This is a genomic window from Paenibacillus sp. MSJ-34, assembly GCF_018918005.1.
Lineage (GTDB): Bacteria > Bacillota > Bacilli > Paenibacillales > Paenibacillaceae > MSJ-34.
Genome location: NZ_JAHLPR010000010.1, coordinates 42,256 through 65,482 on the forward strand (window position 1 = coordinate 42,256; position 23,227 = coordinate 65,482).

At 50.9% G+C, this 23,227-nt stretch carries 27 protein-coding genes; all 27 read left to right on the forward strand.

Features of this window, described 5'->3' with window-relative positions:
- Positions 1-19 precede the first annotated feature (19 nt).
- The 27 genes from KQI79_RS07020 to KQI79_RS07150 all read left to right on the forward strand — a co-directional run bounded on the left by KQI79_RS07020 (position 20) and on the right by KQI79_RS07150 (position 23,227).
- Entirely contained in the window at positions 20-385 is a 366-nt protein-coding gene (locus tag KQI79_RS07020) for a response regulator (protein WP_216537517.1), read from the forward strand.
- A 3-nt stretch (positions 386-388) separates the two neighbouring features.
- Positions 389-949, forward strand: coding sequence for a flagellar biosynthetic protein FliO (locus tag KQI79_RS07025; protein WP_216537518.1), 561 nt, complete (start codon positions 389-391; stop codon positions 947-949).
- Positions 946-1,698 (forward strand): flagellar type III secretion system pore protein FliP, encoded by a 753-nt coding sequence (gene fliP, locus KQI79_RS07030; protein WP_216537519.1) that lies wholly within the window; start codon positions 946-948, stop codon positions 1,696-1,698. Before KQI79_RS07025 ends, fliP begins: the two co-directional genes overlap by 4 nt.
- A 27-nt stretch (positions 1,699-1,725) precedes the next feature.
- A complete protein-coding gene (gene fliQ / locus KQI79_RS07035) occupies positions 1,726-1,995 on the forward strand; it encodes a flagellar biosynthesis protein FliQ (RefSeq protein ID WP_216537520.1) in 270 nt (89 codons plus the stop codon).
- 11 nt (positions 1,996-2,006) lie between these two features.
- A complete protein-coding gene (fliR, locus tag KQI79_RS07040; RefSeq protein WP_216537521.1) occupies positions 2,007-2,789 on the forward strand; it encodes a flagellar biosynthetic protein FliR in 783 nt (260 codons plus the stop codon).
- A 39-nt stretch (positions 2,790-2,828) separates the two neighbouring features.
- Complete coding sequence (gene flhB / locus KQI79_RS07045; protein WP_216537522.1) at positions 2,829-3,917, forward strand: flagellar biosynthesis protein FlhB; 1,089 nt, start codon at positions 2,829-2,831, stop codon at positions 3,915-3,917.
- A gap of 24 nt (positions 3,918-3,941) precedes the next feature.
- Positions 3,942-5,975 (forward strand): flagellar biosynthesis protein FlhA, encoded by a 2,034-nt coding sequence (gene flhA / locus KQI79_RS07050; RefSeq protein ID WP_216537523.1) that lies wholly within the window; start codon positions 3,942-3,944, stop codon positions 5,973-5,975.
- Positions 5,972-7,270, forward strand: coding sequence for a flagellar biosynthesis GTPase FlhF (flhF, locus tag KQI79_RS07055; RefSeq protein ID WP_216537524.1), 1,299 nt, complete (start codon positions 5,972-5,974; stop codon positions 7,268-7,270). Before flhA ends, flhF begins: the two co-directional genes overlap by 4 nt.
- Positions 7,271-7,274: 4 nt before the next feature.
- Positions 7,275-8,153, forward strand: a complete 879-nt coding sequence (locus KQI79_RS07060; protein WP_216537525.1) for a MinD/ParA family protein — start codon at positions 7,275-7,277, stop codon at positions 8,151-8,153.
- Between the two features lie 7 nt (positions 8,154-8,160).
- Entirely contained in the window at positions 8,161-9,318 is a 1,158-nt protein-coding gene (locus KQI79_RS07065; protein WP_216537526.1) for a protein-glutamate methylesterase/protein-glutamine glutaminase, read from the forward strand.
- A gap of 33 nt (positions 9,319-9,351) precedes the next feature.
- Positions 9,352-11,382, forward strand: coding sequence for a chemotaxis protein CheA (locus KQI79_RS07070; protein WP_216537527.1), 2,031 nt, complete (start codon positions 9,352-9,354; stop codon positions 11,380-11,382).
- Positions 11,383-11,415: 33 nt separating this feature from the next.
- Positions 11,416-11,877, forward strand: coding sequence for a chemotaxis protein CheW (locus KQI79_RS07075; RefSeq protein ID WP_216537528.1), 462 nt, complete (start codon positions 11,416-11,418; stop codon positions 11,875-11,877).
- 9 nt (positions 11,878-11,886) lie between these two features.
- Positions 11,887-12,501 (forward strand): chemotaxis protein CheC, encoded by a 615-nt coding sequence (locus tag KQI79_RS07080; RefSeq protein WP_216537529.1) that lies wholly within the window; start codon positions 11,887-11,889, stop codon positions 12,499-12,501.
- Complete coding sequence (locus KQI79_RS07085; RefSeq protein WP_216537530.1) at positions 12,498-12,995, forward strand: chemotaxis protein CheD; 498 nt, start codon at positions 12,498-12,500, stop codon at positions 12,993-12,995. Before KQI79_RS07080 ends, KQI79_RS07085 begins: the two co-directional genes overlap by 4 nt.
- 2 nt (positions 12,996-12,997) lie before the next feature.
- Positions 12,998-13,417, forward strand: coding sequence for a hypothetical protein (locus KQI79_RS07090; protein WP_216537531.1), 420 nt, complete (start codon positions 12,998-13,000; stop codon positions 13,415-13,417).
- Positions 13,418-13,432: 15 nt separating this feature from the next.
- The gene (locus KQI79_RS07095; protein ID WP_216537532.1) at positions 13,433-14,218 is read left to right on the forward strand and encodes a FliA/WhiG family RNA polymerase sigma factor; all 786 of its coding nucleotides are present in this window, start codon (positions 13,433-13,435) and stop codon (positions 14,216-14,218) included.
- Between the two features lie 26 nt (positions 14,219-14,244).
- Positions 14,245-15,651, forward strand: coding sequence for a flagellar assembly protein A (locus KQI79_RS07100; RefSeq protein WP_216537533.1), 1,407 nt, complete (start codon positions 14,245-14,247; stop codon positions 15,649-15,651).
- 49 nt (positions 15,652-15,700) lie between these two features.
- On the forward strand, positions 15,701-16,015 hold the full coding sequence (locus tag KQI79_RS07105) for a hypothetical protein (RefSeq protein WP_216537534.1): 315 nt from the start codon (positions 15,701-15,703) through the stop codon (positions 16,013-16,015).
- An 81-nt stretch (positions 16,016-16,096) separates the two neighbouring features.
- Positions 16,097-16,672: a DUF6115 domain-containing protein gene (locus KQI79_RS07110; RefSeq protein ID WP_216537535.1), complete on the forward strand. Its 576-nt coding sequence runs from the start codon at positions 16,097-16,099 to the stop codon at positions 16,670-16,672.
- Positions 16,665-17,309 (forward strand): MltG/YceG/YrrL family protein, encoded by a 645-nt coding sequence (locus tag KQI79_RS07115; protein WP_216537536.1) that lies wholly within the window; start codon positions 16,665-16,667, stop codon positions 17,307-17,309. Before KQI79_RS07110 ends, KQI79_RS07115 begins: the two co-directional genes overlap by 8 nt.
- 219 nt (positions 17,310-17,528) lie before the next feature.
- On the forward strand, positions 17,529-18,227 hold the full coding sequence (gene rpsB / locus KQI79_RS07120) for a 30S ribosomal protein S2 (protein ID WP_216537537.1): 699 nt from the start codon (positions 17,529-17,531) through the stop codon (positions 18,225-18,227).
- Between the two features lie 98 nt (positions 18,228-18,325).
- The gene (gene tsf / locus KQI79_RS07125; protein WP_216537538.1) at positions 18,326-18,976 is read left to right on the forward strand and encodes a translation elongation factor Ts; all 651 of its coding nucleotides are present in this window, start codon (positions 18,326-18,328) and stop codon (positions 18,974-18,976) included.
- Positions 18,977-19,142: 166 nt separating this feature from the next.
- Positions 19,143-19,871: a UMP kinase gene (gene pyrH / locus KQI79_RS07130; protein ID WP_216537539.1), complete on the forward strand. Its 729-nt coding sequence runs from the start codon at positions 19,143-19,145 to the stop codon at positions 19,869-19,871.
- On the forward strand, positions 19,871-20,425 hold the full coding sequence (gene frr / locus KQI79_RS07135) for a ribosome recycling factor (RefSeq protein WP_216537540.1): 555 nt from the start codon (positions 19,871-19,873) through the stop codon (positions 20,423-20,425). Before pyrH ends, frr begins: the two co-directional genes overlap by 1 nt.
- Positions 20,426-20,491: 66 nt before the next feature.
- Positions 20,492-21,250 carry an undecaprenyl pyrophosphate synthase gene (locus KQI79_RS07140; protein ID WP_216537541.1) on the forward strand — a complete coding sequence of 253 codons (759 nt, stop codon included), beginning with the start codon at positions 20,492-20,494 and terminating at the stop codon, positions 21,248-21,250.
- 20 nt (positions 21,251-21,270) lie between these two features.
- Positions 21,271-22,071 carry a phosphatidate cytidylyltransferase gene (locus KQI79_RS07145; RefSeq protein WP_216537542.1) on the forward strand — a complete coding sequence of 267 codons (801 nt, stop codon included), beginning with the start codon at positions 21,271-21,273 and terminating at the stop codon, positions 22,069-22,071.
- 16 nt (positions 22,072-22,087) lie between these two features.
- A complete protein-coding gene (locus KQI79_RS07150; protein ID WP_216537543.1) occupies positions 22,088-23,227 on the forward strand; it encodes a 1-deoxy-D-xylulose-5-phosphate reductoisomerase in 1,140 nt (379 codons plus the stop codon).

Sequence of the window (23,227 nt, forward strand, 5' to 3'; positions counted from 1 at the left end):
CTAGGGAGGATTTTTACAAATGTCAAACCGTATTTTAATCGTAGATGACGCAGCTTTCATGAGAATGATGATCCGTGACATTTTGACCAAGAACGGGTATGAAGTCGTGGCGGAAGCGCAGGACGGATCCCAAGCGATCGAGAAATTCAAGGAGCATAAGCCCGATCTCGTTACGATGGATATTACGATGCCGGAAATGGACGGTATTACCGCTCTGAAAGAAATTAAAAAGACGGACCCTTCGGCCAAAGTCATCATGTGTTCCGCGATGGGGCAGCAAGCGATGGTTATCGATGCGATCCAAGCCGGGGCGAAAGATTTTATCGTGAAACCGTTCCAGGCGGACCGCGTAATCGAAGCGATTAAGAAAACGCTAGGTTCATAGAAAATGATTTCCCTGCTTTCGGTCGAACCAGAAATTCCGGGCCGATCTTACGACCCGATGAGCGCGGTATTAAACGTCGTATGGGTCATCGTCGCCATGATTATCGTCATTGCCTTGATCGTCGTTGTCGCCAAATTTTTAGGGCAAAAAAATCGGACCTGGCTGAAAAATCGATCCATACGCACATTAGGCGCCATAGGACTTGCGCAGAATAAATCGCTGCAAGTGCTTGAAATCGGAAATACGATTTACGTGATCGGCGTCGGGGACGATGTCCGGCTTGTGGACAAAGTTTCGGATCCGGATGAGGTGGCGGCGATCGTCGCCGCGTTCGAGTCGGAACTGGCGAACCGTACCGAATTCGGACCGCTTATAAACGGCATCCGGAGCAAATTCCGCAAACGGGAAGCGAAGACGGAACAATACGATCAAGAACAGGAAATGTCCTCCGTTTCCTTTCACGAAGTGTTTCAAACGAAGCTCAATCGAATGCCGAACCGCAAACAAAAAGTAGAGGAACTGCTGCAGGACGAAAATAATGCAGATCGGTTGATGGATAAATGAAAAGAAAAGTCGTTATAGCGATCATTCTGTTACAACTCTTTGCTTTATTGACGGTAGTACAAGCGTATGCGGAGCCGATTCCGAACATTAATATTCAAATCGGAGAATCGGATGGGCAACCGGGAACGAGCGCGTTATCGCTATTGTTAATCATCACCGTGCTCAGCGTCGCTCCGGCGATTTTGCTCCTGATGACAAGCTTTACCAGAATCGTCATCGTACTCGGCTTCGTCCGAACGTCATTAGGAACGCAGCAGATGCCGCCCAATCAAGTATTGATCGGGCTTGCGCTGTTCATGACGCTGTTCGTCATGTCGCCTACCATTTCCGATGTGAATCAGGTTGCGCTCCAGCCGTACCTGAAAGGGGAAATCAATCAGACGGCGGCGCTCGAGAAGGCTTCCGTTCCGTTGAAGAAATTTATGATCTCGCATACGCGCGAGAAAGATTTGCTCTTATTCATGAAATATACGAAAACGGAGAAACCGCAAAGTTTCGAAGATTTGCCGATTACCGTACTGGTGCCGGCTTATGCGATCAGCGAATTGAAGACGGCGTTGCAAATGGGATTTATGATATTCGTGCCGTTTCTCGTCATTGACATGGTAGTCGCCAGCGTTCTCATGTCGATGGGGATGATGATGCTTCCGCCGGTCATGATTTCGCTTCCGTTCAAAATATTGTTGTTTATTTTGGTGGACGGTTGGTATCTTGTCGTGCAATCGCTATTGGCCAGCTTTAATACGTGAAGATGAAACGGTTAGGAGTGACTGCATATGACCACGGAATTTATCATCGGATTGGCAGGTCAGGCGGTCTACACCGTATTGAAAGTGTCCGCGCCATTGCTTATTATGGCGTTGGCCGTCGGTCTGACCGTGAGCATACTGCAAGCGACGACGCAAATCCAGGAACAAACGCTCGCGTTCGTTCCGAAAATTATCGCCGTATTTGTCGCTTTGCTTCTTTTCGGCCCGTGGATCTTAACGACCATGGTCGACTTTACATACAGCATCTTGAATAATTTACATCAATATATCGGATAGGCTGTGAGCAGATGGAAGTCATAATGCAAGCCTTCCCTGTCTTTTTGCTTATTTTTTGTCGAATCACATCGTTTTTTGTTGTCGCCCCTGTCTTTTCGACGCGAAACGTCCCGGCGCCGTTCAAAATCGGACTTTCTTTTTTCGTCGCGTTGATTATTTTCTTGACATACGGCATAACGAAAAGCGTACCGACCGATACCTTTTACATCGTTTCGATCTTGCGCGAGATTATTGTCGGCCTGTTAATGGGATTTACGGCCTACGTCTTTTTTTCCGCGATTCATACGGCAGGCGGATTCATCGATATGCAAATCGGGTTCGGGATTGCGAACGTCATCGACCCGGTTTCGGGTTTGAACTCGCCGATTATGGGCGGTTTTAAATATTTGGTGGCCACGCTGCTGTTCTTAACGATGAACGGCCATCATTATTTATTGAATGCGCTCATTCGCAGTTATGAAGTGGTGCCTTTGACGAATGAATTGTTTGGGCGGATTGCGGAAGGACGCATTTCGGAGTTTTTGGTGCTTACTTTCGCTCACGCTTTCGTGCTCGCGTTTCAACTCGCGGCTCCGCTTGTCGTCGCGTTGTTTCTGACGGACGTCGGACTCGGTTTTCTGGCGCGGACGGCGCCTCAATTCAATGTGTTCGTCATCGGGATCCCGTTGAAAATTATTGTCGGTTTGTTGATGCTGTTCTTTGTCATGTCCGGACTGGCGGTCATTTTCCAACAATTGTTCGCCCGCATGTTCGAATCGCTCGATCAATTGCTCTATTTAATGAACGCGATTTGAGTTTTGTTTTGAATTCCAGTTCAAAAAGGGGGGGCATTCGTGCAATTGCGCTATAGCCTTGACCTTCAGCTTTTTTCACAAGAGAAGACGGAAAAAGCGACGCCAAAAAAACGCAAGGAGGCGCGGCAAAAAGGTCAAGTTGCAAAAAGTGCGGAAATACCCGGTTCTGCCATTCTATTGGGAGCGTTTTTATGCTTGCTCATGTTCAGCGGTTTTTTTAAGGACCATCTGCTCCGGTTGTTTCGCGAACCGCTGGCGAACCGGTTGAATGAAACGATTACCGAGCAAAATGTGATGACGTTATTCGCCGATTTCACCTTGCAAATGCTCATTTTTCTTGCGCCTATTTTCGTCATGGCTATCGTCGTCGCGATCTTGGCCAATTATATGCAGATCGGCTTTTTGCTCACGGGCGAGCCGCTGAAAATGAAATTGAGCAAGCTTGATCCGATCAAAGGTTTCAAAAATATTTTCTCGATGCGCTCCGTCGTCGAATTTTTCAAGTCAATGCTGAAATTGGCGGTGATCGGGCTTCTCGTCTATACGTCGCTTTGGGGCGAACGGGAACATTTGCTCATGCTGTCCCATCTGTCGGTGGAGCAAATCTTTCAATTCGCGGCGAAATTAACATTGTCGCTCGGCTTGAAAATCGCGGCTTTGCTGCTGGTGCTCGCCTTTTTCGACTATATGTACCAGCGTTATTCGCATGAGAAGAGCTTGCGAATGTCCAAGCAGGACATTAAAGACGAGTTCAAGAAGATGGAGGGCGATCCGCTGATCAAAGGAAAGATTCGCGAACGCCAGCGCCGTATGGCGCTGCGGCGAATGATGCAGGATGTTCCGAAAGCGGATGTCATCATTACGAACCCGACTCACTTTGCCGTCGCTCTAAAGTACGATTCGGGCGAAATGGAAGCTCCGCAAATTATTGCGAAAGGCCAGGATTATGTGGCGCTGAAAATTAAAGAAATCGCCAAAGAGCATGGAATCGTGACGATGGAAAATAAACCTTTGGCCAGAGCGCTGTTCGAACGGACGGAAATCGGAGATTCCATTCCGGCGGATTTGTTCCAGGCGGTAGCCGAAGTTCTGGCCTATGTGTACAAGCTCAAAGGAAAATCGAAATAAAGCAGGGGATTGGAGGTGGCAAACTTGAAGGCTAAAGATTTAACCGTTCTTCTCGGAATCATCGGTATCGTTCTTATGATGGTTTTGCCGATCCCGACTTGGCTTTTGGATATTTTATTGATTATTAACATATCGCTTGCACTCATGGTTTTGCTAATCGCCATGAATACGAAAGAAGCGCTGCAGTTCTCCATTTTTCCGGCGCTGCTGCTGATTACGACACTGTTTCGGCTGGCGCTTAACATTTCGACGACAAAGCTTATCTTGGGCCAGGCCAATGCGGGACATGTCGTAGCCACCTTCGGCGGTTGGGTAGCGCAGGGAGAACCGGCTGTCGGATTTATCGTCTTTCTCATTCTGGTCGTCGTACAGTTTATCGTCATTACGAAAGGTTCGGAACGCGTCGCCGAGGTTGCCGCCCGCTTTACGCTCGACGCGATGCCCGGGAAGCAGATGAGCATCGACGCCGATTTGAACGCAGGCCTGATCAACGAACAGCAAGCGCGGGAACGCCGGGCCAAAATCGAGAAGGAAGCCGACTTTTACGGTGCGATGGACGGGGCGAGCAAGTTCGTCAAGGGGGATGCGATCGCATCCATCATCATCTTGCTCATTAACTTGATCGGCGGTTTTATTATCGGGATTGCCATTCACGGAATGCAGTTCGGAGAAGCGCTCGGCACTTACTCCATCTTAACGATCGGCGACGGGCTGGTCAGCCAAATTCCTGCGCTGCTCATCTCGACGGCGGCCGGTCTCATCGTGACGAGAGCCGCTTCCGACGGCAATTTGGCCGACGATTTAAGCGGACAAGTATTTACATATCCGAAATTGATATATATTGTGGCAGGCACGATTACGGTACTAGGACTTTTTACCCCTATCGGCATCATGGCTACCTTGCCGTTTGCGGCGCTGCTGCTGTTTGCCGCGAGAAGAATGCAGAAGACGCTTGCCAAACGGCAAATCGAAGAGGAACAGCAAGAAGAAGAGCAGCAAATCGAAGAGGTGCGCAGTCCGGAAAGCGTCATAAGCTTGCTTCAGGTCGATCCGATCGAATTCGAATTCGGCTATGGGTTAATTCCGCTTGCCGATACGCAGCAGGGCGGGGATTTGCTTGACCGGATCATTATGATCCGGCGGCAATGCGCCCTGGAATTGGGACTTGTCGTACCTGTAATCCGAATTCGCGACAATATTCAACTTAAACCGAACGAATACGTCATCAAAATTAAAGGAAATACGGTAGCCCGCGGTGAATTATTACTTAATCACTATTTGGCTATGAGTCCCGGGTATGAGGACGATTCGATCAACGGCATCGAAACGACGGAACCCGCATTCGGCTTGCCCGCTTTGTGGATTGACGAAGCGACGAAGGAACGCGCGGAACTGGCGGGTTATACGGTCGTCGATCCGCCGTCCGTCGTTGCGACGCATTTGACGGAAATCATCAAGAAACATGCGCATGAATTGATCGGACGCCAGGAGACAAAGGCGCTGGTGGAGAACGTCAAGGAAACGTATCCCGCGCTCGTCGACGATCTCATTCCGTCCGTGCTGACGATCGGGGAAGTTCAGAAGGTGCTCGCCAAGCTGTTGCGCGAGAAAATTTCGATCCGCGACTTAGTGACCATTTTCGAAACGTTGGCGGACTACGGCACCTATTCGAAAGACCCGGACGTTCTGACCGAATATGTGCGGCAAGCGCTGTCGAGGCAAATTACGCAGCAATATACGTCGCAAGGAGAAACGTTGCGGGTCATTACCGTCGGACCTTCGCTGGAGAAAAAAATTGCGGAAAGCGTCCATACCTCCGATCAAGGAAGCTATTTGGCGCTCGATCCTTCGGCAACGCAGCAAATTTTCCAGAAGCTGACCGAACAAGTGCAGCGTCTCCTCCAATCCGGCCAGCAGCCGATCATTTTGACGTCGCCGACGATCCGGATGTATTTGCGGCAAGTGATCGAACGGACGATGCAGGATGTGCCTGTCATTTCGTACAGCGAGCTTGAGCCTAACGTAGAAATACAAAGTGTCGGGGTGGTGAACTTATGAGGGTCAAACGATATATCGTAGAGACGATGCCGACGGCGATGAAGCAAATTCGGGAAGAACTCGGGCATGACGCGGTCATTCTGAGCACGAAAGATATGTACATCGGCGGTTTTCTCGGCATGTTCCGCAAAAAAAGAATCGAAGTGATCGCAGCCGTGGACAAAACGGCAACCGCAGGCGGCGGCAAATCGTCCCTGCCCCGGCAGGCGGCACCCCCCGCGCCTGCGGCTCAGTTTGCGGCCGCCGTCGCGGCGCTGCAAAAAGAAGAAACGGCGGCCGCATCCCCTTCTTCGGCGGAAGCGCAGCCGCGGCCGCACCGGGTTGCGGCTGTTGCACAATTGACGGAAGAGCGGCATGCGCCAATTGAACTCCGGGAATCCAATCCGGAGATTTCGGCGTTGCCCGGCCCTTCGAACGGCTCGACGCGCGACGAGCTCCTGCTGCAAGAGATCAGGCAGATGAAGGAAACGCTGTCCCGTTTGACCCGGCAATCTTCGTTGGGATCGCAGCTGCCGGAGCCGCTGCAGCAACTCGAACGATTATTGGCAGAGCATGAAGTCGATCCGGAATTGACGGCGCAATGGATCGAGTCGCTTCACGAAGAAGCGGAGGAGCGGGGGTTGGACATCGACGAAGCGTTCGTCCGGGACGGCATAAGGCGCTACCTGAGTAATATCGTCGGTCCGGCGCTTACCGGCGGCATCGCGCCAGAAACGCGTATCGTGTATGTGGCGGGCCCGACCGGCGTCGGCAAAACGACGACCATCGCCAAGCTTGCGGCGGAGCAGCTGTTCCGAAACAACCGGAAAGTCGGCTTGATTACTTCGGATACGTACCGGATCGCCGCGGTGGAACAGCTGCGCACTTATGCGACGATTTTGAACATACCGCTCGAAGTTGTCAACTCGCCCAAAGATTTTATGCGGGCCATGGGCAATTTGGAAGCCTGCGATCTCATCCTGATGGATACGGCAGGCAGAAACTTCCGCAACGAAATGCTCGTTTCCGAACTGAACAGTTTGTTTAGGCCGTTGGACCATAGCGAGATGTATTTAGTCCTAAGCCTTACTTCGAAGTATCGGGACATGAAGACGATCGTAGACCATTTTACGAAGTTTAAGCTAGACAAGGTCATTTTTACGAAAATGGACGAAACGAAATGTTATGGGCCGATTTTGAATTTTGTTCATGATTACGACGTCAAGCTTTCCTATGTGACGAACGGCCAAAATGTGCCGGAAGATATCGAAATCCTTCAAGAAGAAGCGCTGATAAATCTCATCTTAGGAGAATAGGCCCATGTTTGATCAAGCACAAGCTTTAAGAAATCTTGTCCGCAACCGGGAAAGCCTGCGTCAAGGCGAGAGACGGACGAAAATCGTTACGATAACGAGCGGAAAAGGCGGGGTCGGCAAGTCGAATTTCACGTTGAACTTCGCTTTGTCGCTGCAATCGCTGGGCCAGAAGGCATTAGTATTCGATGCGGATATCGGAATGGCCAATATCGACGTATTAATGGGCGTGCAAGCAAGATATCATTTATACCATTTATTGAAACGGGAAAAGACGATTTGGGAGATTATACATACCGGACCGAAGGAATTGCAATTTATCGCGGGGGGATCCGGATTTCAGGATTTGCTGTCCCTGCCGGAAGAAGATTTGAATTATTTTACGGAACAAGTCGATCAGTTGACCGGCTCCGTCGATTACATATTGTTCGATACCGGAGCGGGCCTCAGCAAGGAAACGTTGAAATTTATCGTAGCGGCCGACGAAACGATCGTCGTGACGACGCCGGAGCCGACTTCGATAACCGACGCATACGCATTGATCAAAGTAGTGCACCGCATGCGCCCGGACGTCTCATTTCAACTTGTTGTCAATCGAGTGGCCGACGTATCCGAAGGCCGGCAAACGGCGGATAAAATCAAATTGGTGGCAGAGCAATTTCTCGAATTGGATATACCGACGCTCGGCTATATATCCGACGATTCGAACGTATCCAAGGCGGTGAAGAAGCAGGTGCCGTTTACGATCGCTTTTCCGAACAGCATCGCTTCCAAGGAAATTGCGCAAATGTCGACCAGATTTATAACAGGTCAACGTTATACCGAACCCGTCCCAGGCGGTGTCAAAGGTTTTTTCAACAAGATGTTACGACTTCAAAGGAAGTGATGCCGATATGCGTACCACAAAAGTATTGGTAGTAGACGACTCCGCTTTTATGCGTAAATATATATCCGATTTAATTAACGCAGACCCGGCTTTAACCGTTGTCGGAACTGCGAAAAACGGGGAGGACGGGGTCGAACAAGTCAAACGGATTCAGCCGGATGTCGTGACGATGGATATCGAGATGCCGGTCATGAACGGGCTGCAGGCGCTGGAGAAAATAATGAGCGAATGCCCCGTTCCCGTCATAATGCTGTCCAGCTTGACGGATCAAGGCACAAAAGAAACGATTATGGCTTTGGAATACGGAGCGTTCGACTTTATCAAAAAACCTTCCGGCTCGATCTCGTTCGACATCCATAAAGTCGGCGGATTGCTTAGGGAAAAGTTGAAAGCGGCGGCCGTTTCGAGAACGGTCCGAACGAAGCCCAAGGCGGGGCCGCCGCCCGGTTTGCCGCCGGTTCAAGCGCAGTCCGCTCCTATTACCGCAGCGAAACCGCGGGAGAAGATGAGACCGCGCGCGTTCGAACCGCAAGCGGAAGAAATCGCCCATGCCCCTTCCGCGCCGTTCGTTAGCCGCAACAAGTCGGCATTTCAAAGTTTGGTGGCGGTCGGAACGTCTACCGGAGGGCCGCGAGCATTGAAGGAATTGCTGTCCGTATTGCCGGAACACTTTCCGGCTCCGATCGTCATTGTGCAGCATATGCCTGCCAATTTCACCAAATCGCTCGCCGCCCGGCTCGACTCGTTGTGCAGAATTCGCGTGGTCGAAGCCGCAAACGGGCAGACGCTGGAAGCGGGTACGGCTTATATCGCGCCCGGCGGATTCCACATGACGGTTGCAAAGGATCGGAACGGCGCCTATCAAGCGCTTCTGAACCGTTCCGAGCTGCGCGGCGGCCATCGGCCTTCCGTCGACACGCTGTTCGAATCGTTGCTGCCATGGAAGGAACTGCGCCGCCACATCGTTCTATTGACAGGCATGGGCAGCGACGGGGCCAAATCGATGAAGGCGTTATACGATGACGGGGTCAAATCGACTTTCGCCGAGAGCGAGGAGACGTGCGTCGTCTATGGAATGCCGCGTTCGGCAATCGAGTTGAATTGCGTATCTTATACTTTGCCTTTGCAAGACATAGCTCCACAGTTGCTTCATGTTGTCAAATAGCGGAATGGATTTCATTGAGGAGGTGCTTGGATCATGGAAATGAATCAATATTTATCCATGTTTATTGACGAATCGACGGAACACTTGCAATCATTGAACGAAAATATGCTGCAATTGGAAAACAGCCCCGAGGACCTGGGCATCGTGCAAATTATTTTTCGCTCGGCCCACACGTTAAAAGGAATGTCTGCCACGATGGGCTTTGAAGATTTAGCGTCTTTGACCCATCAAATGGAGAACGTATTGGATTTGGTCCGCAACGGCCAATTGAAAATGAACAGCCATATTTTCGATACGTTATTTAAAAGTCTGGACGCATTGGAATCGATGGTACAGGATATTACGCAAGGCGGGGAAGGGAAGGCGGACGTCTCCCATATCGTTGCCCAATTACGTGCGATAGAAAGCGGTGATTTCGAAGATTCCGCGGCAAGCTCAAACTCCGGAAACCACAATGCCTCGCCGGAAGGCGTTCAATTGGACCAATACCAGTTCTCGGTGCTGGACCAGTCGATCGCGGCGGGGAACACCGTTTTTTACATCGAAGTGACCGTACGGGAAGATTGCGTGCTGAAAGGCGCGCGCGCCTATATGGTGTTCGACTGCTTGGAACGCAACGGGGAAGTCGTGAAATCGAATCCTTCCGTGCAAGATTTGGAGCAGGAAAAATTCGATCGAAGCTTCTCGGTATACTTTATCTCCCAAGTGGGGCAAGAGCAGTTGCAGCAATCGATTTCACAAATTTCCGAAATCGAGCAAGTACATATCGTCTCTGTCGATCATGAGACATTGAATCATTTGAACCGGCAGCAAGAGCAGAAGGCGGAACTCGCAAGCGCGAAACGGGAGGCGGCGGCGACCAGCGTCAAGGCTTCGGAAAGCGCGCCTGCCAGAACAGCGGGAACGGCTGCGGCGACGCGCACCATTCGCGTCGACATCGAACGCCTGGACGTCCTGATGAATTTATTCAGCGAATTGCTGATCGACCGCGTTCGCTTGGAGCAATTGGCAAGCGAAATCAAACGGACGGATTTGACGGAGACGGTCGAACATATGACCCGCGTCAGCGGCGATTTGCAAAATATTGTGCTGAAGCTGCGCATGGTACCGGTCGATACGGTATTTAACCGCTTTCCGCGCATGGTTCGCGATCTGGCCAAATCGCTGGACAAAAAAGTCGATCTGGTCATTACGGGAGCGGATACGGAACTCGACCGTACCGTTATCGAAGAGATCGGCGATCCGCTCGTTCATTTGCTGCGCAATTCGATCGATCATGGCGTCGAAGCGATCTCAGGCCGGCTGGCGGCCGGGAAGCCGGAAACGGGCACGATCCAATTGCGGGCGTTCCATAGCGGCAATCACGTCTTTATCGAAATCGAGGATGACGGTCAAGGCATTAACCGCGACAAAGTGTTGCAAACGGCGTTGAAAAACGGAGTCATCGGCGCCGACGAGGCGAAATCGATGACCGACGAGCAAGTATACAACCTGCTGTTCGCTTCCGGTTTCAGCACGGCCGATAAAGTGTCGGATATATCCGGCCGAGGCGTAGGACTTGACGTCGTGAAATCGAAGATCGCCTCGCTCGGAGGGAATGTGTCGATCGAATCGACGCCGGGACAAGGCTCCAAATTTTCCGTCCAGCTTCCGCTTACGCTTTCGATTATTTCGGCCATGCTGGTCGGACTCGGATCCGAGAAATATGCGATACCGCTCTCGTCGATCGTCGAGACGATGGTGATCGATCATAAACAAATTCGCACCGTTCACGGCAATCAAATGATCGATTACCGTCAATCGATCATCCCGGTCATTTCGCTGGCTCAAGTATTCGACTGTCCGGACTCGGCCGTCGATAGCGAGGAAGAATCCGAGGTGATCGTCATTAGAAAAGGAGACCGATTGGCAGCGTTTATGGTGGACGAGTTTATCGGCCAAAGCGAAATTGTCATCAAAACGATGGGGAAATATTTAACGAATATATATGGCATTTCCGGCGCGACGATATTGGGCGACGGACAAGTGGCGCTCATCATCGACCCGAACGCGCTGGTGAAATAAATAGCACACAAAACTTTGAGGAGGGTTCATGGTATGGGAGAAGAAATGAAAGTGATCGTGTTCGCGTTAGGAAATGAAGAATATGGCATCGAAGTCGATCAAGTTCGCACGATCGAGCGAATGCTGCCGATTACCCGCGTACCGAAAACATACGCTTTTGTGAAAGGTGTCATTAATTTGCGCGGCGTCGTCGTGCCGATCATCGATTTGCGGGGACGGTTCGGACTGCCGGAGACGGAATATACGGAACATACCCGTATCGTGATCGTCGCGGTCGCGGATATGGAAGTCGGCTTTATCGTCGATGCCGCTAGCGACGTCATCGACTTGAACAGCGATCAAATCGAGTCTCCTCCGGAAGTCGTCGGCGGCATTAAAGCGAAATATTTGCGCGGTGTCGCCAAAATTGGCGAGGACCGGTTGCTCATTATGCTCAATTTGCCGGAAGTGCTGAACAAGAGCGAAATTATCCAACTGGAAAGTTTAGAGGAGTAACGCGTGGGAATGTTCAAGCATATGGCGGAGCTTAACTTCGATGTGCTGAAGGAGGTCGGCAACATCGGGGCCGGTCATGCGGCTACCGCTTTGTCGCGCTTGCTGAATAAGCCGATCGACATGGCCGTTCCGTCCGTTCGACTTCTTTCGTTCGACGAGATTGCGGAACAGGTAGGAGGAGCGGAACAGGTTGTCATCGCCATATTTTTACGCGTCGAGGGCGAAGCGCCCGGAAACCTCTTTTTTATTATGAAGCCTAATGCCGCCAAAAAATTGCTTCGCAATTTGGCGGGCATCGAAGTGGAATCGGAACATTTTTATTCGGAGATGGAACAGTCGGCACTCTGTGAAATAGGCAATATTTTGGCGGGATCCTACTTGACCTCGTTAGCCGATTTTACCCGGTTGTCCATGTTCCCGACCGTACCTGCGCTTGCCATCGATATGGCGGGAGCGATTCTAAGCTACGGCTTGCTGCAATTCGGTCAGATGGGCGACGACGCCCTGCTGATCGATACGACGTTTCTGGAAGGGGAAGAGGAAGTCGAAGGCCAATTTTTTCTTATCCCGGATCCCGAGTCCTTCGCCAAAATATTCGGAGCATTGGGAGTGCCGTACGAATGATCGATGACCGGCTGTTAGTGAAGGTGGGAATGGCCGATCTCAACCTTGTGAAGGGTTCCGGCATCATTCGAACGACCGGGCTCGGTTCATGCGTCGGGCTCACGTTATACGATCCGGCAGCTTACATTGCCGGGATGGCGCATATTATGCTTCCGTCCTCCGATACGGCGCGCGAAGGGAAGATGAACGTCGCGAAGTATGCCGATACGGCCATCCCCGAATTGCTGCGCTTGATGGAGCGGGCCGGCGCGGTTCGTTCGCGGCTTGCGGCGAAAATGGCGGGCGGCGCGCAAATGTTCGCTTTTCAATCGATGAGCGAAACGATGCGCATCGGCCCGAGAAATGCGGAGACGTGCAAGAGCGTATTGCAGCAGCTTGCGATTCCGCTTCTGGCGGAGGATACCGGAGGCAATTACGGCAGGACGATCGAGATGGATTGCGAAACCGGAATATTACATATACGGAGTGTACAATTTGGCGAGAAGGAAATATGACTATGACAAAAACAATTCGATGGAATGCAGTTTTCGGGGCGGTCGGTTTCTTTATCACGTTTTTGATTTCCCTGAATAGCAATCTGTTTATGACCAGTTTCATTCGCGGCATTTATGCTTTTGTAATATGGTTTGCGCTTGCTTTTGTCGTACGTTTTGCTTTACAGCTTCTGGCGAGCGGAGGGAATGCGGAGAGCGCGGCAAAGCATGCCCTTGCCGCCGAAGACGACCGGAGGGGGGCGCAGTTGGATGTAGTCACGCCGGACGAGACGGAGGATTTGCATCGATTGCTGAAACAACAGCCGGACGAGCAAGCGGGAGAAGCCGAATTTACGCCGTTGCAACCGCCCAAGCTTGTGAAAAAAGCCGAAGAAAACCCCGAACAGATCGTTCGGGCAATCCGTCACCTGACAGAAGAATAAGGAGGGTGAAGCGATATGATCGAGCAAAAAAATCCGCACTTAACCAACTTCGATCTGTGGGAAAAGTGGAAACTGGACGGAGATATCGAAGCGAAGAGAAGGTTGATCGAGCAATATTTGCCCATCGTCGAATTTGTCACCAATCGATTAGCGATTGGGCTTCCCAAAAATGTGTCCAAAGACGATTTGGCAAGCAACGGGGTTATGGGATTGATCGATGCGATTGAGAAGTTCGATTATATGCGGGGTTTGCAATTTGAAACGTACGCTTCGTGGCGCGTGCGCGGCGCCATATTGGACGGGCTGCGGCAAGGCGATTGGGTGCCGCGCTCGGTGCGCGAAAAAGCGAAAAAAATTGAGGACGCTTATCAAAAACTGGAGCAGCAATATTTGCGTTCCGTAACGGATCAGGAAATGAGCGAATATTTGCAAATCTCGGAGAAAGAGTTCCAAACGATGCTGCAAGAAGTTGCGGTGATGAGCATTTGTTCCTTGGAAGATCCGATTCGCGAGGAAGAATCCGAAACCCGGCTGTCTTTATTAGTGGATGAGAAGGCGAAAAATCCGGAATATACGGTAAACGAGTTTTATTTGAAAGAATCGTTAGTGAAAGGGATCGAAAGACTGACGGAAAAAGAACGGACAGTAATCTCGCTATTTTATTACGATGATTTATCGCTCAGCGAAATTGCCGAAGTGATGTCGCTCTCGCCTTCGCGTATTTCCCAACTGCATTCCAAAGCGATATTACGATTGAGAGGCGCGCTCGAAAAAAGCAGGACGCAGCTTCTGCAAAACTAATAGTTTGGAAAGGAGGGGATGATATTATGACACAGCGGTTCGATCCGGAGCAATATTTGGACGTATCCATAACGGACGATAAGATGGAAGCGCATCTGTTTTTCAAAAAAATTGCGGAGGATTTCGAATGTTCGGCCGAGCAATTGAAATCTTTCTGTAAAAGTCATAATATCGTGTACGGCGTGAAATACGAGGAGTTGAATCGTATCGCCAGCAACCCGAAAGCATTTTTCGCAGGAAAAACGTTGATCGCGATGGGGAAACATCCAACGGACGGCAAGGACGGACGAATCCAGACGAACGTTAATTTCGACGACAGCGACAAGAGGCCGAAAGAACTGGCGGACGGTTCGGTCGATTATAAAGACGTTATCCAGTTGAACAACGCCCGCAAAGGGCAATTGATCGCGCAGCGAATTCCGCCCACCGACGGAATTCCGGGCATGACGGTTACCGGCGAAGAAGTTCCGGGCAAGAAAGGCAAAGACGTACGCTTCAAGGTCGGGAAAAATGTCGTCGTCGATCCGGAGCAGCGGGCGATGTATGCGGCGATCGACGGCCTTGTCACCCAAACCGATAAGGATAAAATCAACGTCTTTCCGGTATATGAAGTAAACGGCGACGTCGATTACAATACCGGCAATATCGATTTTGTCGGAACGGTTGTCGTGCGAGGCAATGTTCTGACCGGATTCCGCATTAAAGCGTCCGGCGACATCCGGGTGGTCGGCGGCGTCGAAGGCGCCGAGCTGGAAGCGGAAGGTTCGATCGAAATTACGAGCGGCATTATTGCGGGCAACAAAGGGTATGTTCGGGCCGGGCAAAATGTGAAGAGCTCTTTTATTCAGGACGGGAACGTATTCGCCGGAAACGATGTCATCGTATCGCAAAGCATTATGCATTCGAATATCCGCGCGGGCAAAAGCGTCGTCTGCACCGGCACGAAAGGGCTGATCGTCGGAGGCATGCTGCAAGCCGGCGAGCGCGTGACCGCGAGAACGATCGGCAATTCGATGTCGACCGCTACCGTCATCGAAGTCGGCGTGCTGCCCGATCTGCGCAACGAGCTGACGGAGCTTCGCAGCAAGCTGCGGGCGAGCGCGGATAATATGGACAAAACGGATAAAGCTCTGGCCATGCTGGATCAATTGGCGGCGGCGGGACAATTGTCGCCGGATCGGCTTGCGATGCGCATCAAGCTGAACGCGACGAAGAAACAGGCGCTGCAGGAGCAGGACGAAATGCGGGAGAGAATTCTAGAGCTCGAAAAGATGTTGGAAGAGACGCACACGGCGAAAGTGGAAGTAACCAAAACGATATACGGCGGAGCCAAAATCGTGATCGGCCGCTATACCCGTTTCATTAAAGATCCGACGGATCATGTATCCTTTCGTTTGAGCGAAGGGGAAGTCACGATGATTCCTTACGTATAATCGCATGTATTGCTAGGGCAAAAGATTACATGTTGCTGAGGTGATCGTAATGAGTTTGAAAGCGGTCGAAATGCAAATCGCCATACCGCGAACGAACGACGCCGGTATCATGCAGGCCCAGTCTCAACATAAGGCGGTGGCGGATCAAGCGCAACTGGCGGGCCAAGCCGAGAAAACGACGGAAGAGATGCGGCAAAAGAACGCGAAGGTCGATGAAACGGCCCATCTGCCGATACGCGACGGCGAACGCCGGCAGAACGCTTACTACCGCCGAACCAAACGCAAGCAGGAGGACGACGGCGGCGGGCAACAGGACGAACCCAAGCATCCGTACAAAGGACATCATATCGACTTGTCGTTGTAAACAACTGGATTTTAGCAGTTAGAACGCGGCGAACTGCTTTGGGAACGCGGCTATTCTTTAACAATATGGTAGGTGATCGAAGTGGGATTTCAGCCATGGATTTATCTTGTCATCCTCGGGGCGATTGCCATCGTATATGCGCTCATGCTGCCGAAGCCGCAATCGAAAACGGCGAATCACGAGGAAGTCGTCCAAGAAATCGAAGGGACGCTGGATCATTTTATGCAGGAAATCGCGGCCGAGAATGAACAGCTCGTCCAATTAGTCGGCCAAATGAAACAAGATTTCATCGTAAAGCAAACGATTTTGCAAGAGAAAAACGAGCGGTTGGAACAGCGATTGGAGCAGTTGGAGCTTCGCTGCAGCCAGTTGGAAGCGTTGAGGGAGCAAACGGCTTCCCAGCAAGCCGTTATGCAGGCGGAGGCGCTCCGGACCGCCGAGCCGCAGCCTGAAGCGACCGGAGAGGCGGAGAGCGCGTCTTCCGCCGATCAAGCGCAGGAAGCGGAAGAGCAATCGATTAAATCCCGATACGCGGAATTGTTTGCTTTGCACGAGCAAGGGAAATCGATTGATCATATATCGAAACGAACGGGAATGAACCGCGGGGAAATCGGGCTCATATTGCAGCTTGCCAAACAGGAGGAGCGCCGTGTTTAGAAATCGCACTTTTTTATTCGGACTCGGCACGGGGGTTATCGTCGCAGCCGTCGCTTTGCAGGTTATGCTGATCGGGAAGGCGCAGACGGATGCCGCGGTCCGGCCCGCGCTTACGAAAGAACAATTGGAGTTGGAAGCGTCAAAGCTCGGCTTGAAAGTGTATGCGGCGGAAGAAGTACTATATACCGAACAGGAACTGGAGCGGAAACTGCAAGAGAGGTCGCAGCTTGAGCCGCCAAAAGAGGGCGATGCGGGCGCGGTTCAGGATGCGAAGCCGCAAGTTTCCGACGCCGAAGGGCAAGCCCAATCCGACGGAGCGCAGCGCGCCGAAGCCGGGGATTTGAACGGAAACACCGCGGAGGCTGCGGACGGTACGCCGCCGAAAACGGTTAAACAGGAGATACCGAAGAAACCGGCCAAGGAAGCGAAAAACGTCAAAGTAACGATCAAGCCCGGCATGTCGCTGCGCATGGTAGCCGCCGCTTTGGAGAAGGCGGGAGTCGTGAAAGACGCGGATACGTTTATCGATTACGGCGTGCAAGCGGAAATCAATTCCATCATTCAGCCGGGAACGTATGAATTCGGGCCGAATACGGACATGGATGCAATTGCCGGCAAAATTACGAAAAAGAAATAAAACAGATCGCGAACGTTGCCATCAAAATCGGAAGCGGCCCGATGAGAGATACTCATCAATATGGTTGCATCCGATTTTTAATTATGGTATATTAACTGATGGTGTTAAAAACACACGCCGGTTAATTTTGCCAAGGGTGCTTTTCGGAAAACGGAAAGTTTTGGTCGAAAGATGAGATCGGCGGAGGATCAAGAAAACCAATAAGGAGGTGTGCAAGATATGGCAGTCATTTCCATGAAACAGCTATTGGAAGCTGGGGTGCACTTCGGTCATCAGACTCGTCGCTGGAACCCGAAAATGGATCGTTATATCTTCACAGAAAGAAACGGTATTTATATCATCGATTTGCAAAAAACGGTGAAAAAAGTTGAGGAAGCTTATAATTTCGTGAAATCGATCGCTGAAGAAGGCGGCACGATGCTGTTCGTCGGCACGAAGAAGCAAGCTCAAGATTCGGTGAAAGAAGAAGCCGAACGTTGCGGCATGTTCTACATCAACCAACGTTGGTTGGGCGGTACGCTGACGAATTTTCAAACGATTCAAAAACGGATCGACCGTTTGAAAGAACTCGAGAGATGGGAAGAAGACGGCACGTTTGAAGTTCTTCCGAAGAAAGAAGTTATCTTGCTTCGCAAAGAAAAAGCCCGTCTCGAAAAATTCCTCGGCGGAATCAAAAACATGAAAGGCTTGCCTAGCGCTCTGTTCGTTATCGACCCGCGCAAAGAGCGCATCGCCGTTGCGGAAGCGCGCAAACTCGGCATCCCGATCGTAGGTATCGTCGATACGAACTGCGATCCGGACGAAATCGATTATGTCATTCCGGGTAACGATGACGCGATTCGTGCGGTGAAATTGCTGACAGGCAAAATTGCCGATGCGGTAATCGAAGCCAATCAAGGCGAGCAAATGTCAGTTTAATTGAACGCAATTAAATGAAAAGGGTGGTTGGTAGGTGTGGAACCTCCCGCCGCCCTTTTTTTGAAACGAAAAACCAATTTCTGTGGAGGGAATATATTATGGCAGTTACTGCTAGCATGGTAAAAGAATTGCGCGAAAAAACAGGAGCGGGAATGTTGGATTGCAAAAAGGCGCTTGAGGAAGCGAACGGCGACTTGACGAAAGCGGCTGAAGTGCTGCGCGAAAAAGGTTTGGCCGCTGCGGCGAACAAAGCGGGCCGCATTGCGACGGAAGGCGTTGTAGAATCGTACATTCATGCAGGCGGACGGATCGGCGTGCTGGTCGAAATCAACTGCGAAACAGACTTTGTTGCGAAAACGGATCAATTTAAGGAATTCGCGCGCGATATCGCGATGCATATCGCTGCAACCAACCCTCGTTACGTGCGCCGCGAAGAAGTTCCGGCCGATGAAATCGAGAAGGAAAAAGAAATCTTGAAATCGCAAGCGCTGAATGAAGGCAAACCTGAGAAAATTGTCGAGAAAATGGTGGAAGGACGCATCGGCAAATTTTTCGAAGAGCATTGCTTAATGGAACAAGCCTTCGTTAAAGATCCGGACAAATCGATCGAAACGTTGCTGAAAGAAAAAATTAGCGCGATCGGAGAAAATATTTCGATCCGTCGTTTCGCTCGCTACGAGCTTGGCGAAGGTCTTGAGAAGAAGCAAGAAAACTTCGCGGAAGAAGTTATGGCGCAAGCGAATCTGTAAACTTTCGTAAAGAAGGCTTATATTATATAATGGGATTGACGATAGAACGATAAAAGGCGGAACACTATGTGTTCCTTCTTTTTTAAGGTTTGGAACGGATTACGGATGGAATGAACATCGAAAGGTATACCGCCCAAAGAAACATCCGAAACTGGAGGGTAATCATTTGGAACAGCCTGTTTATAAACGAGTGGTGTTAAAAGTAAGCGGTGAATCGCTTTCCGGTCAAACCGGCTATGGAATCGAAGCGGACATGATCAATTCGATCGCCGAGCAGGTGAAGGAAGTTGTCGAACTTGGCGTCGAAGTCGCAATCGTATGCGGCGGCGGCAACATATGGAGAGGCATCTCCGGCAGCGCGAAAGGGATCGACCGTGCAACCGCCGACTACATGGGGATGCTCGCCACGGTGATGAACTCCTTAGCTCTTCAAGACGCGCTGGAGCAGATCGGCGTACCGACGCGGGTGCAGACTTCGATCGCGATGCAGCAAATTGCGGAACCGTACATACGGCGCCGCGCCATCCGTCATCTGGAGAAAGGGCGCGTCGTTATATTCGCGGCGGGAACGGGCAATCCGTTCTTCTCGACCGATACGACGGCGGCATTAAGAGCGGCGGAAATCGAGGCTGAAGTCATTCTGATGGCCAAAAATAAAGTCGACGGCGTATATTCCGCCGATCCGTTTAAAGACGCCAATGCGGAAAAATTCGAGCAATTAACGTATCTGGAAGTGCTCAACCGCAATTTGGGCGTTATGGATTCGACCGCATCGTCGCTATGTATGGATAACAATATTCCGCTAATCGTATTTGCAATTACGGAAAAAGGAAACATCAAACGTGTTGTGCTTGGCGATAAAATCGGAACGATGGTAAAAGGGAGTGTTGATTAGTGCCACAAGGAGTTAAGAAAAATGCCGAAGAACGTATGGAGAAAGCGATCGGAGCCTTAAAGCGCGATTTGGCGACACTGCGCGCCGGACGCGCGTCCGCAGCATTGCTCGACCGGATTCAGGCGGAATACTATGGAGCGATGACGCCGATCAATCAATTGGCGAACATTAATACGCCTGATTCCCGCACTTTGATTATTCAGCCATGGGATAAGTCGTCGCTGGCGGACATCGAGCGCGCAATTTTGAAATCCGATCTTGGCTTGACGCCGGCTAACGACGGAAGTCAAATTCGTCTTGCGATTCCTCCGCTTACGGAAGAACGGCGGATTGAGTTGGTCAAGTCGACGAAAAAATTCGGCGAAGAAGCGAAAGTGGCGATTCGGAACATTCGCCGCGACGCGAACGACGAGATCAAAAAAATGGAGAAAACGGACATTTCCGAGGACGAATCGCGCAGACATCAGGACGAGATTCAGAAAACGACGGATAAATTTATCGCTGAAGTCGATAAAATATTATCGGCGAAAGAAAAAGAAATTATGGAAGTATAACATTTTTCGCCCCTCCAAAACGGTGGGGTTTGTTGTCTTTTCATCACCGGGGTTGGGGGAAACGCGATGATCGAACGATTCCAAAAATGGATGCGAAACAAAGGAGTACCGACACTGTTTGACGATAACATTCCGCGGCATATCGCCGTCATTATGGACGGCAACGGACGGTGGGCCAACCGAAAAGGGCTGCCGCGCTTTGCGGGACACCATTCCGGAATGAAGGCGGTCAAACGGATTACGATCGCCGCGGACGCGATTGGCGTGAAATATTTGACAATGTATGCATTCTCGACCGAAAATTGGAAGAGGCCGAAGGAAGAAGTGGATTTTCTGATGAAGCTGCCCCAGGAGTTTTTGGCGATCGAACTGCAAGAATTGATCGACAAAAACGTCCAAGTCCGAATGATGGGGTATAAGGAAGATCTGCCCGAACATACGCTGCGCGCCATCGAGGAAGCGGAGAGTAAGACGAAGAACAATACCGGTCTTGTGCTCAACTTCGCGTTGAATTACGGAAGCCGCAGGGAACTTGCCGAGACGGTGAAAGAAATCGCGAAGCGGGTCGAATCCGGAGAACTATCGGCGGAACAGATTACAGAAGAGCAGATCGAGCGGCAGTTGCTGTCTTCGCATTTGCCCGATCCGGACTTGCTGATTCGCACGAGCGGCGAACTGCGGTTAAGCAATTTTATGTTATGGCAGCTTGCCTACAGCGAACTATGGTTTACGGACGTATATTGGCCGGAATTTACCGAAGCGCATCTGTATGAAGCGATTGCCGAATATCAACGAAGAACTAGGAGATACGGCGGACTATCATAGCTCGATAGGGGATGTCTATATTGAAACAACGGGTCATTACCGGATTCATTGCCGGTACTGGATTCATTCTATGCTGCATATTGGGCGAACCTTGGTATAACGGACTAATGATCTTATTATCCCTAGTCGGTTATTATGAATTTATTCGTATGAACGGCTTGAAGCCATGGAATATCACCCCATTGCTCGGCTTTCTCGGCGTGTTGTATTTCGTGTTTCCTTGGAGTAAATTTCCGCTGTCGGACATCAATCCTTCGATGTTCATCTGGCTGATGCTCTTTTTATTTTTGACGGCTACTGTTATTACGAAAAACAAGATCGATATCGATAAAGCGGCGAACATGCTGCTTGGCGTCCTTTATATCGGCATCGGTTTTCAATATATGATCGAAACCCGCTCGGCGCCGGACGGCAACGGCTTATTCTGGTCTCTGCTGCTGTTCGCGGCGATCTGGTCATCCGATGCGGGAGCTTATTTTACCGGCAAATTATTCGGCAAGACGAAATTGTGGCCTGATATCAGCCCGAACAAAACGGTTGAAGGGGCGATCGGGGGCATTATTGTCGCCGCGGCCGTTTCCGCTTTATTCGTTTTGTTCGCTCCGGAATTGTTGTCGATAGGTCGAGCGATATGGATCGGCCTCGCCGCCTCGGTCATCGGACAAATCGGCGATTTGATCCAGTCCGCATACAAGCGGGTGAGAGGCGTGAAAGATACCGGTTCCATTCTGCCGGGACATGGCGGCATATTGGATCGCGTCGACAGCTGGCTGATCGTGTTTCCGTTTATCCATTTGTTGTCATTGTTGCCATATCAATAGTAGAGAAGGTGCGTTCATGAAGAAAATAACCGTTTTAGGCTCGACAGGATCGATCGGTACGCAAACGTTGGACGTCATTAAGCATCACCCTGAACAATTCCAAATCGAAGCTTTGGCAGCAGGCACGAATGCTGCTTTATTTATAGAACAAATACATACGTTCCGTCCGAAGAAGGTTTCGATTGCGACCAAAGAGCTCGCGGAACGATTGAAAACGCAAATTCCTGACGGAATCGAAGTGTTATACGGGGAAGAAGGATTGAATGAAGTAGCGGCGAATACGGATGCGGATTTCGTCGTGTCGGCGCTGCTCGGCAGCGTCGGCTTATCGTCGACGCTTGCCGCGATTTCCGCGGGCAAAGATATCGGCCTGGCGAATAAGGAGTCGCTCGTTACGGCAGGTCATTTGGTAACCGAAGCCGTGAAGAAGCGCGGCGTGCGAATGCTGCCGATCGACAGCGAGCATTCGGCGATATTTCAATGCTTGAACGGCGAATCGCCGGAGGAGATCCGCAAAATTACAGTGACCGCTTCCGGAGGCTCGTTCCGCGACCGGACCAGAGAGCAGCTCCAGGGAGTTACCGTCGAAGAAGCGCTGAAACATCCGAACTGGTCGATGGGCGCCAAAATTACAATCGATTCGGCGACGATGATGAACAAAGGGTTTGAAGTCATCGAAGCGCATTGGTTTTTCGGGTTGCCTTACGAACGAATCGACGTTTTGCTTCATCCTGAAAGCGTGGTGCATTCTTTCGTCGAGTTTATCGACCGCAGCGTCATTGCGCAAATGGGGAATCCTGACATGAGAGTTCCGATTCAATACGCGCTCACCTACCCGCAGCGGCTGCAAACCCCGACCGAACCGCTCGATTTGGCGCAAATCGGAAAGCTTCATTTCGGCGAGATGGATTATGATCGCTTCCCTTGTTTAAGAATGGCTTACGAATGTGGTACAATAGGAGGCACGGCGCCAACCGTATTGAATGCGGCCAATGAAGTGGCTGTCGCCCGCTTTTTACGGGGAGAAATCGAATTTTTGCAAATTGAAAACGTGTTGGAGGCGGCTTTGGAATGGCACCGTGTGCTGCAAGCGCCCGATTTGGACGAGATCGCGGAAGCGGATCGCGCTGCGCGCGAATTCGCGGCCCGGTATTGA

Coding starts and splice junctions, on each gene's coding strand:
- KQI79_RS07080 (WP_216537529.1), top strand. CDS start 11,887: ATGTTCAAGCATATGGCGGAGCTTAACTTCGATGTGCTGAAGGAGGTC.
- KQI79_RS07150 (WP_216537543.1), top strand. CDS start 22,088: ATGAAGAAAATAACCGTTTTAGGCTCGACAGGATCGATCGGTACGCAA.
- KQI79_RS07085 (WP_216537530.1), top strand. CDS start 12,498: ATGATCGATGACCGGCTGTTAGTGAAGGTGGGAATGGCCGATCTCAAC.
- KQI79_RS07075 (WP_216537528.1), top strand. CDS start 11,416: ATGGGAGAAGAAATGAAAGTGATCGTGTTCGCGTTAGGAAATGAAGAA.
- KQI79_RS07065 (WP_216537526.1), top strand. CDS start 8,161: ATGCGTACCACAAAAGTATTGGTAGTAGACGACTCCGCTTTTATGCGT.
- tsf (WP_216537538.1), top strand. CDS start 18,326: ATGGCAGTTACTGCTAGCATGGTAAAAGAATTGCGCGAAAAAACAGGA.
- fliP (WP_216537519.1), top strand. CDS start 946: ATGAAAAGAAAAGTCGTTATAGCGATCATTCTGTTACAACTCTTTGCT.
- KQI79_RS07025 (WP_216537518.1), top strand. CDS start 389: ATGATTTCCCTGCTTTCGGTCGAACCAGAAATTCCGGGCCGATCTTAC.
- rpsB (WP_216537537.1), top strand. CDS start 17,529: ATGGCAGTCATTTCCATGAAACAGCTATTGGAAGCTGGGGTGCACTTC.
- KQI79_RS07105 (WP_216537534.1), top strand. CDS start 15,701: ATGAGTTTGAAAGCGGTCGAAATGCAAATCGCCATACCGCGAACGAAC.
- fliR (WP_216537521.1), top strand. CDS start 2,007: ATGGAAGTCATAATGCAAGCCTTCCCTGTCTTTTTGCTTATTTTTTGT.
- KQI79_RS07100 (WP_216537533.1), top strand. CDS start 14,245: ATGACACAGCGGTTCGATCCGGAGCAATATTTGGACGTATCCATAACG.
- fliQ (WP_216537520.1), top strand. CDS start 1,726: ATGACCACGGAATTTATCATCGGATTGGCAGGTCAGGCGGTCTACACC.
- KQI79_RS07070 (WP_216537527.1), top strand. CDS start 9,352: ATGGAAATGAATCAATATTTATCCATGTTTATTGACGAATCGACGGAA.
- KQI79_RS07060 (WP_216537525.1), top strand. CDS start 7,275: ATGTTTGATCAAGCACAAGCTTTAAGAAATCTTGTCCGCAACCGGGAA.
- KQI79_RS07095 (WP_216537532.1), top strand. CDS start 13,433: ATGATCGAGCAAAAAAATCCGCACTTAACCAACTTCGATCTGTGGGAA.
- KQI79_RS07140 (WP_216537541.1), top strand. CDS start 20,492: ATGATCGAACGATTCCAAAAATGGATGCGAAACAAAGGAGTACCGACA.
- flhF (WP_216537524.1), top strand. CDS start 5,972: ATGAGGGTCAAACGATATATCGTAGAGACGATGCCGACGGCGATGAAG.
- KQI79_RS07020 (WP_216537517.1), top strand. CDS start 20: ATGTCAAACCGTATTTTAATCGTAGATGACGCAGCTTTCATGAGAATG.
- KQI79_RS07090 (WP_216537531.1), top strand. CDS start 12,998: ATGACAAAAACAATTCGATGGAATGCAGTTTTCGGGGCGGTCGGTTTC.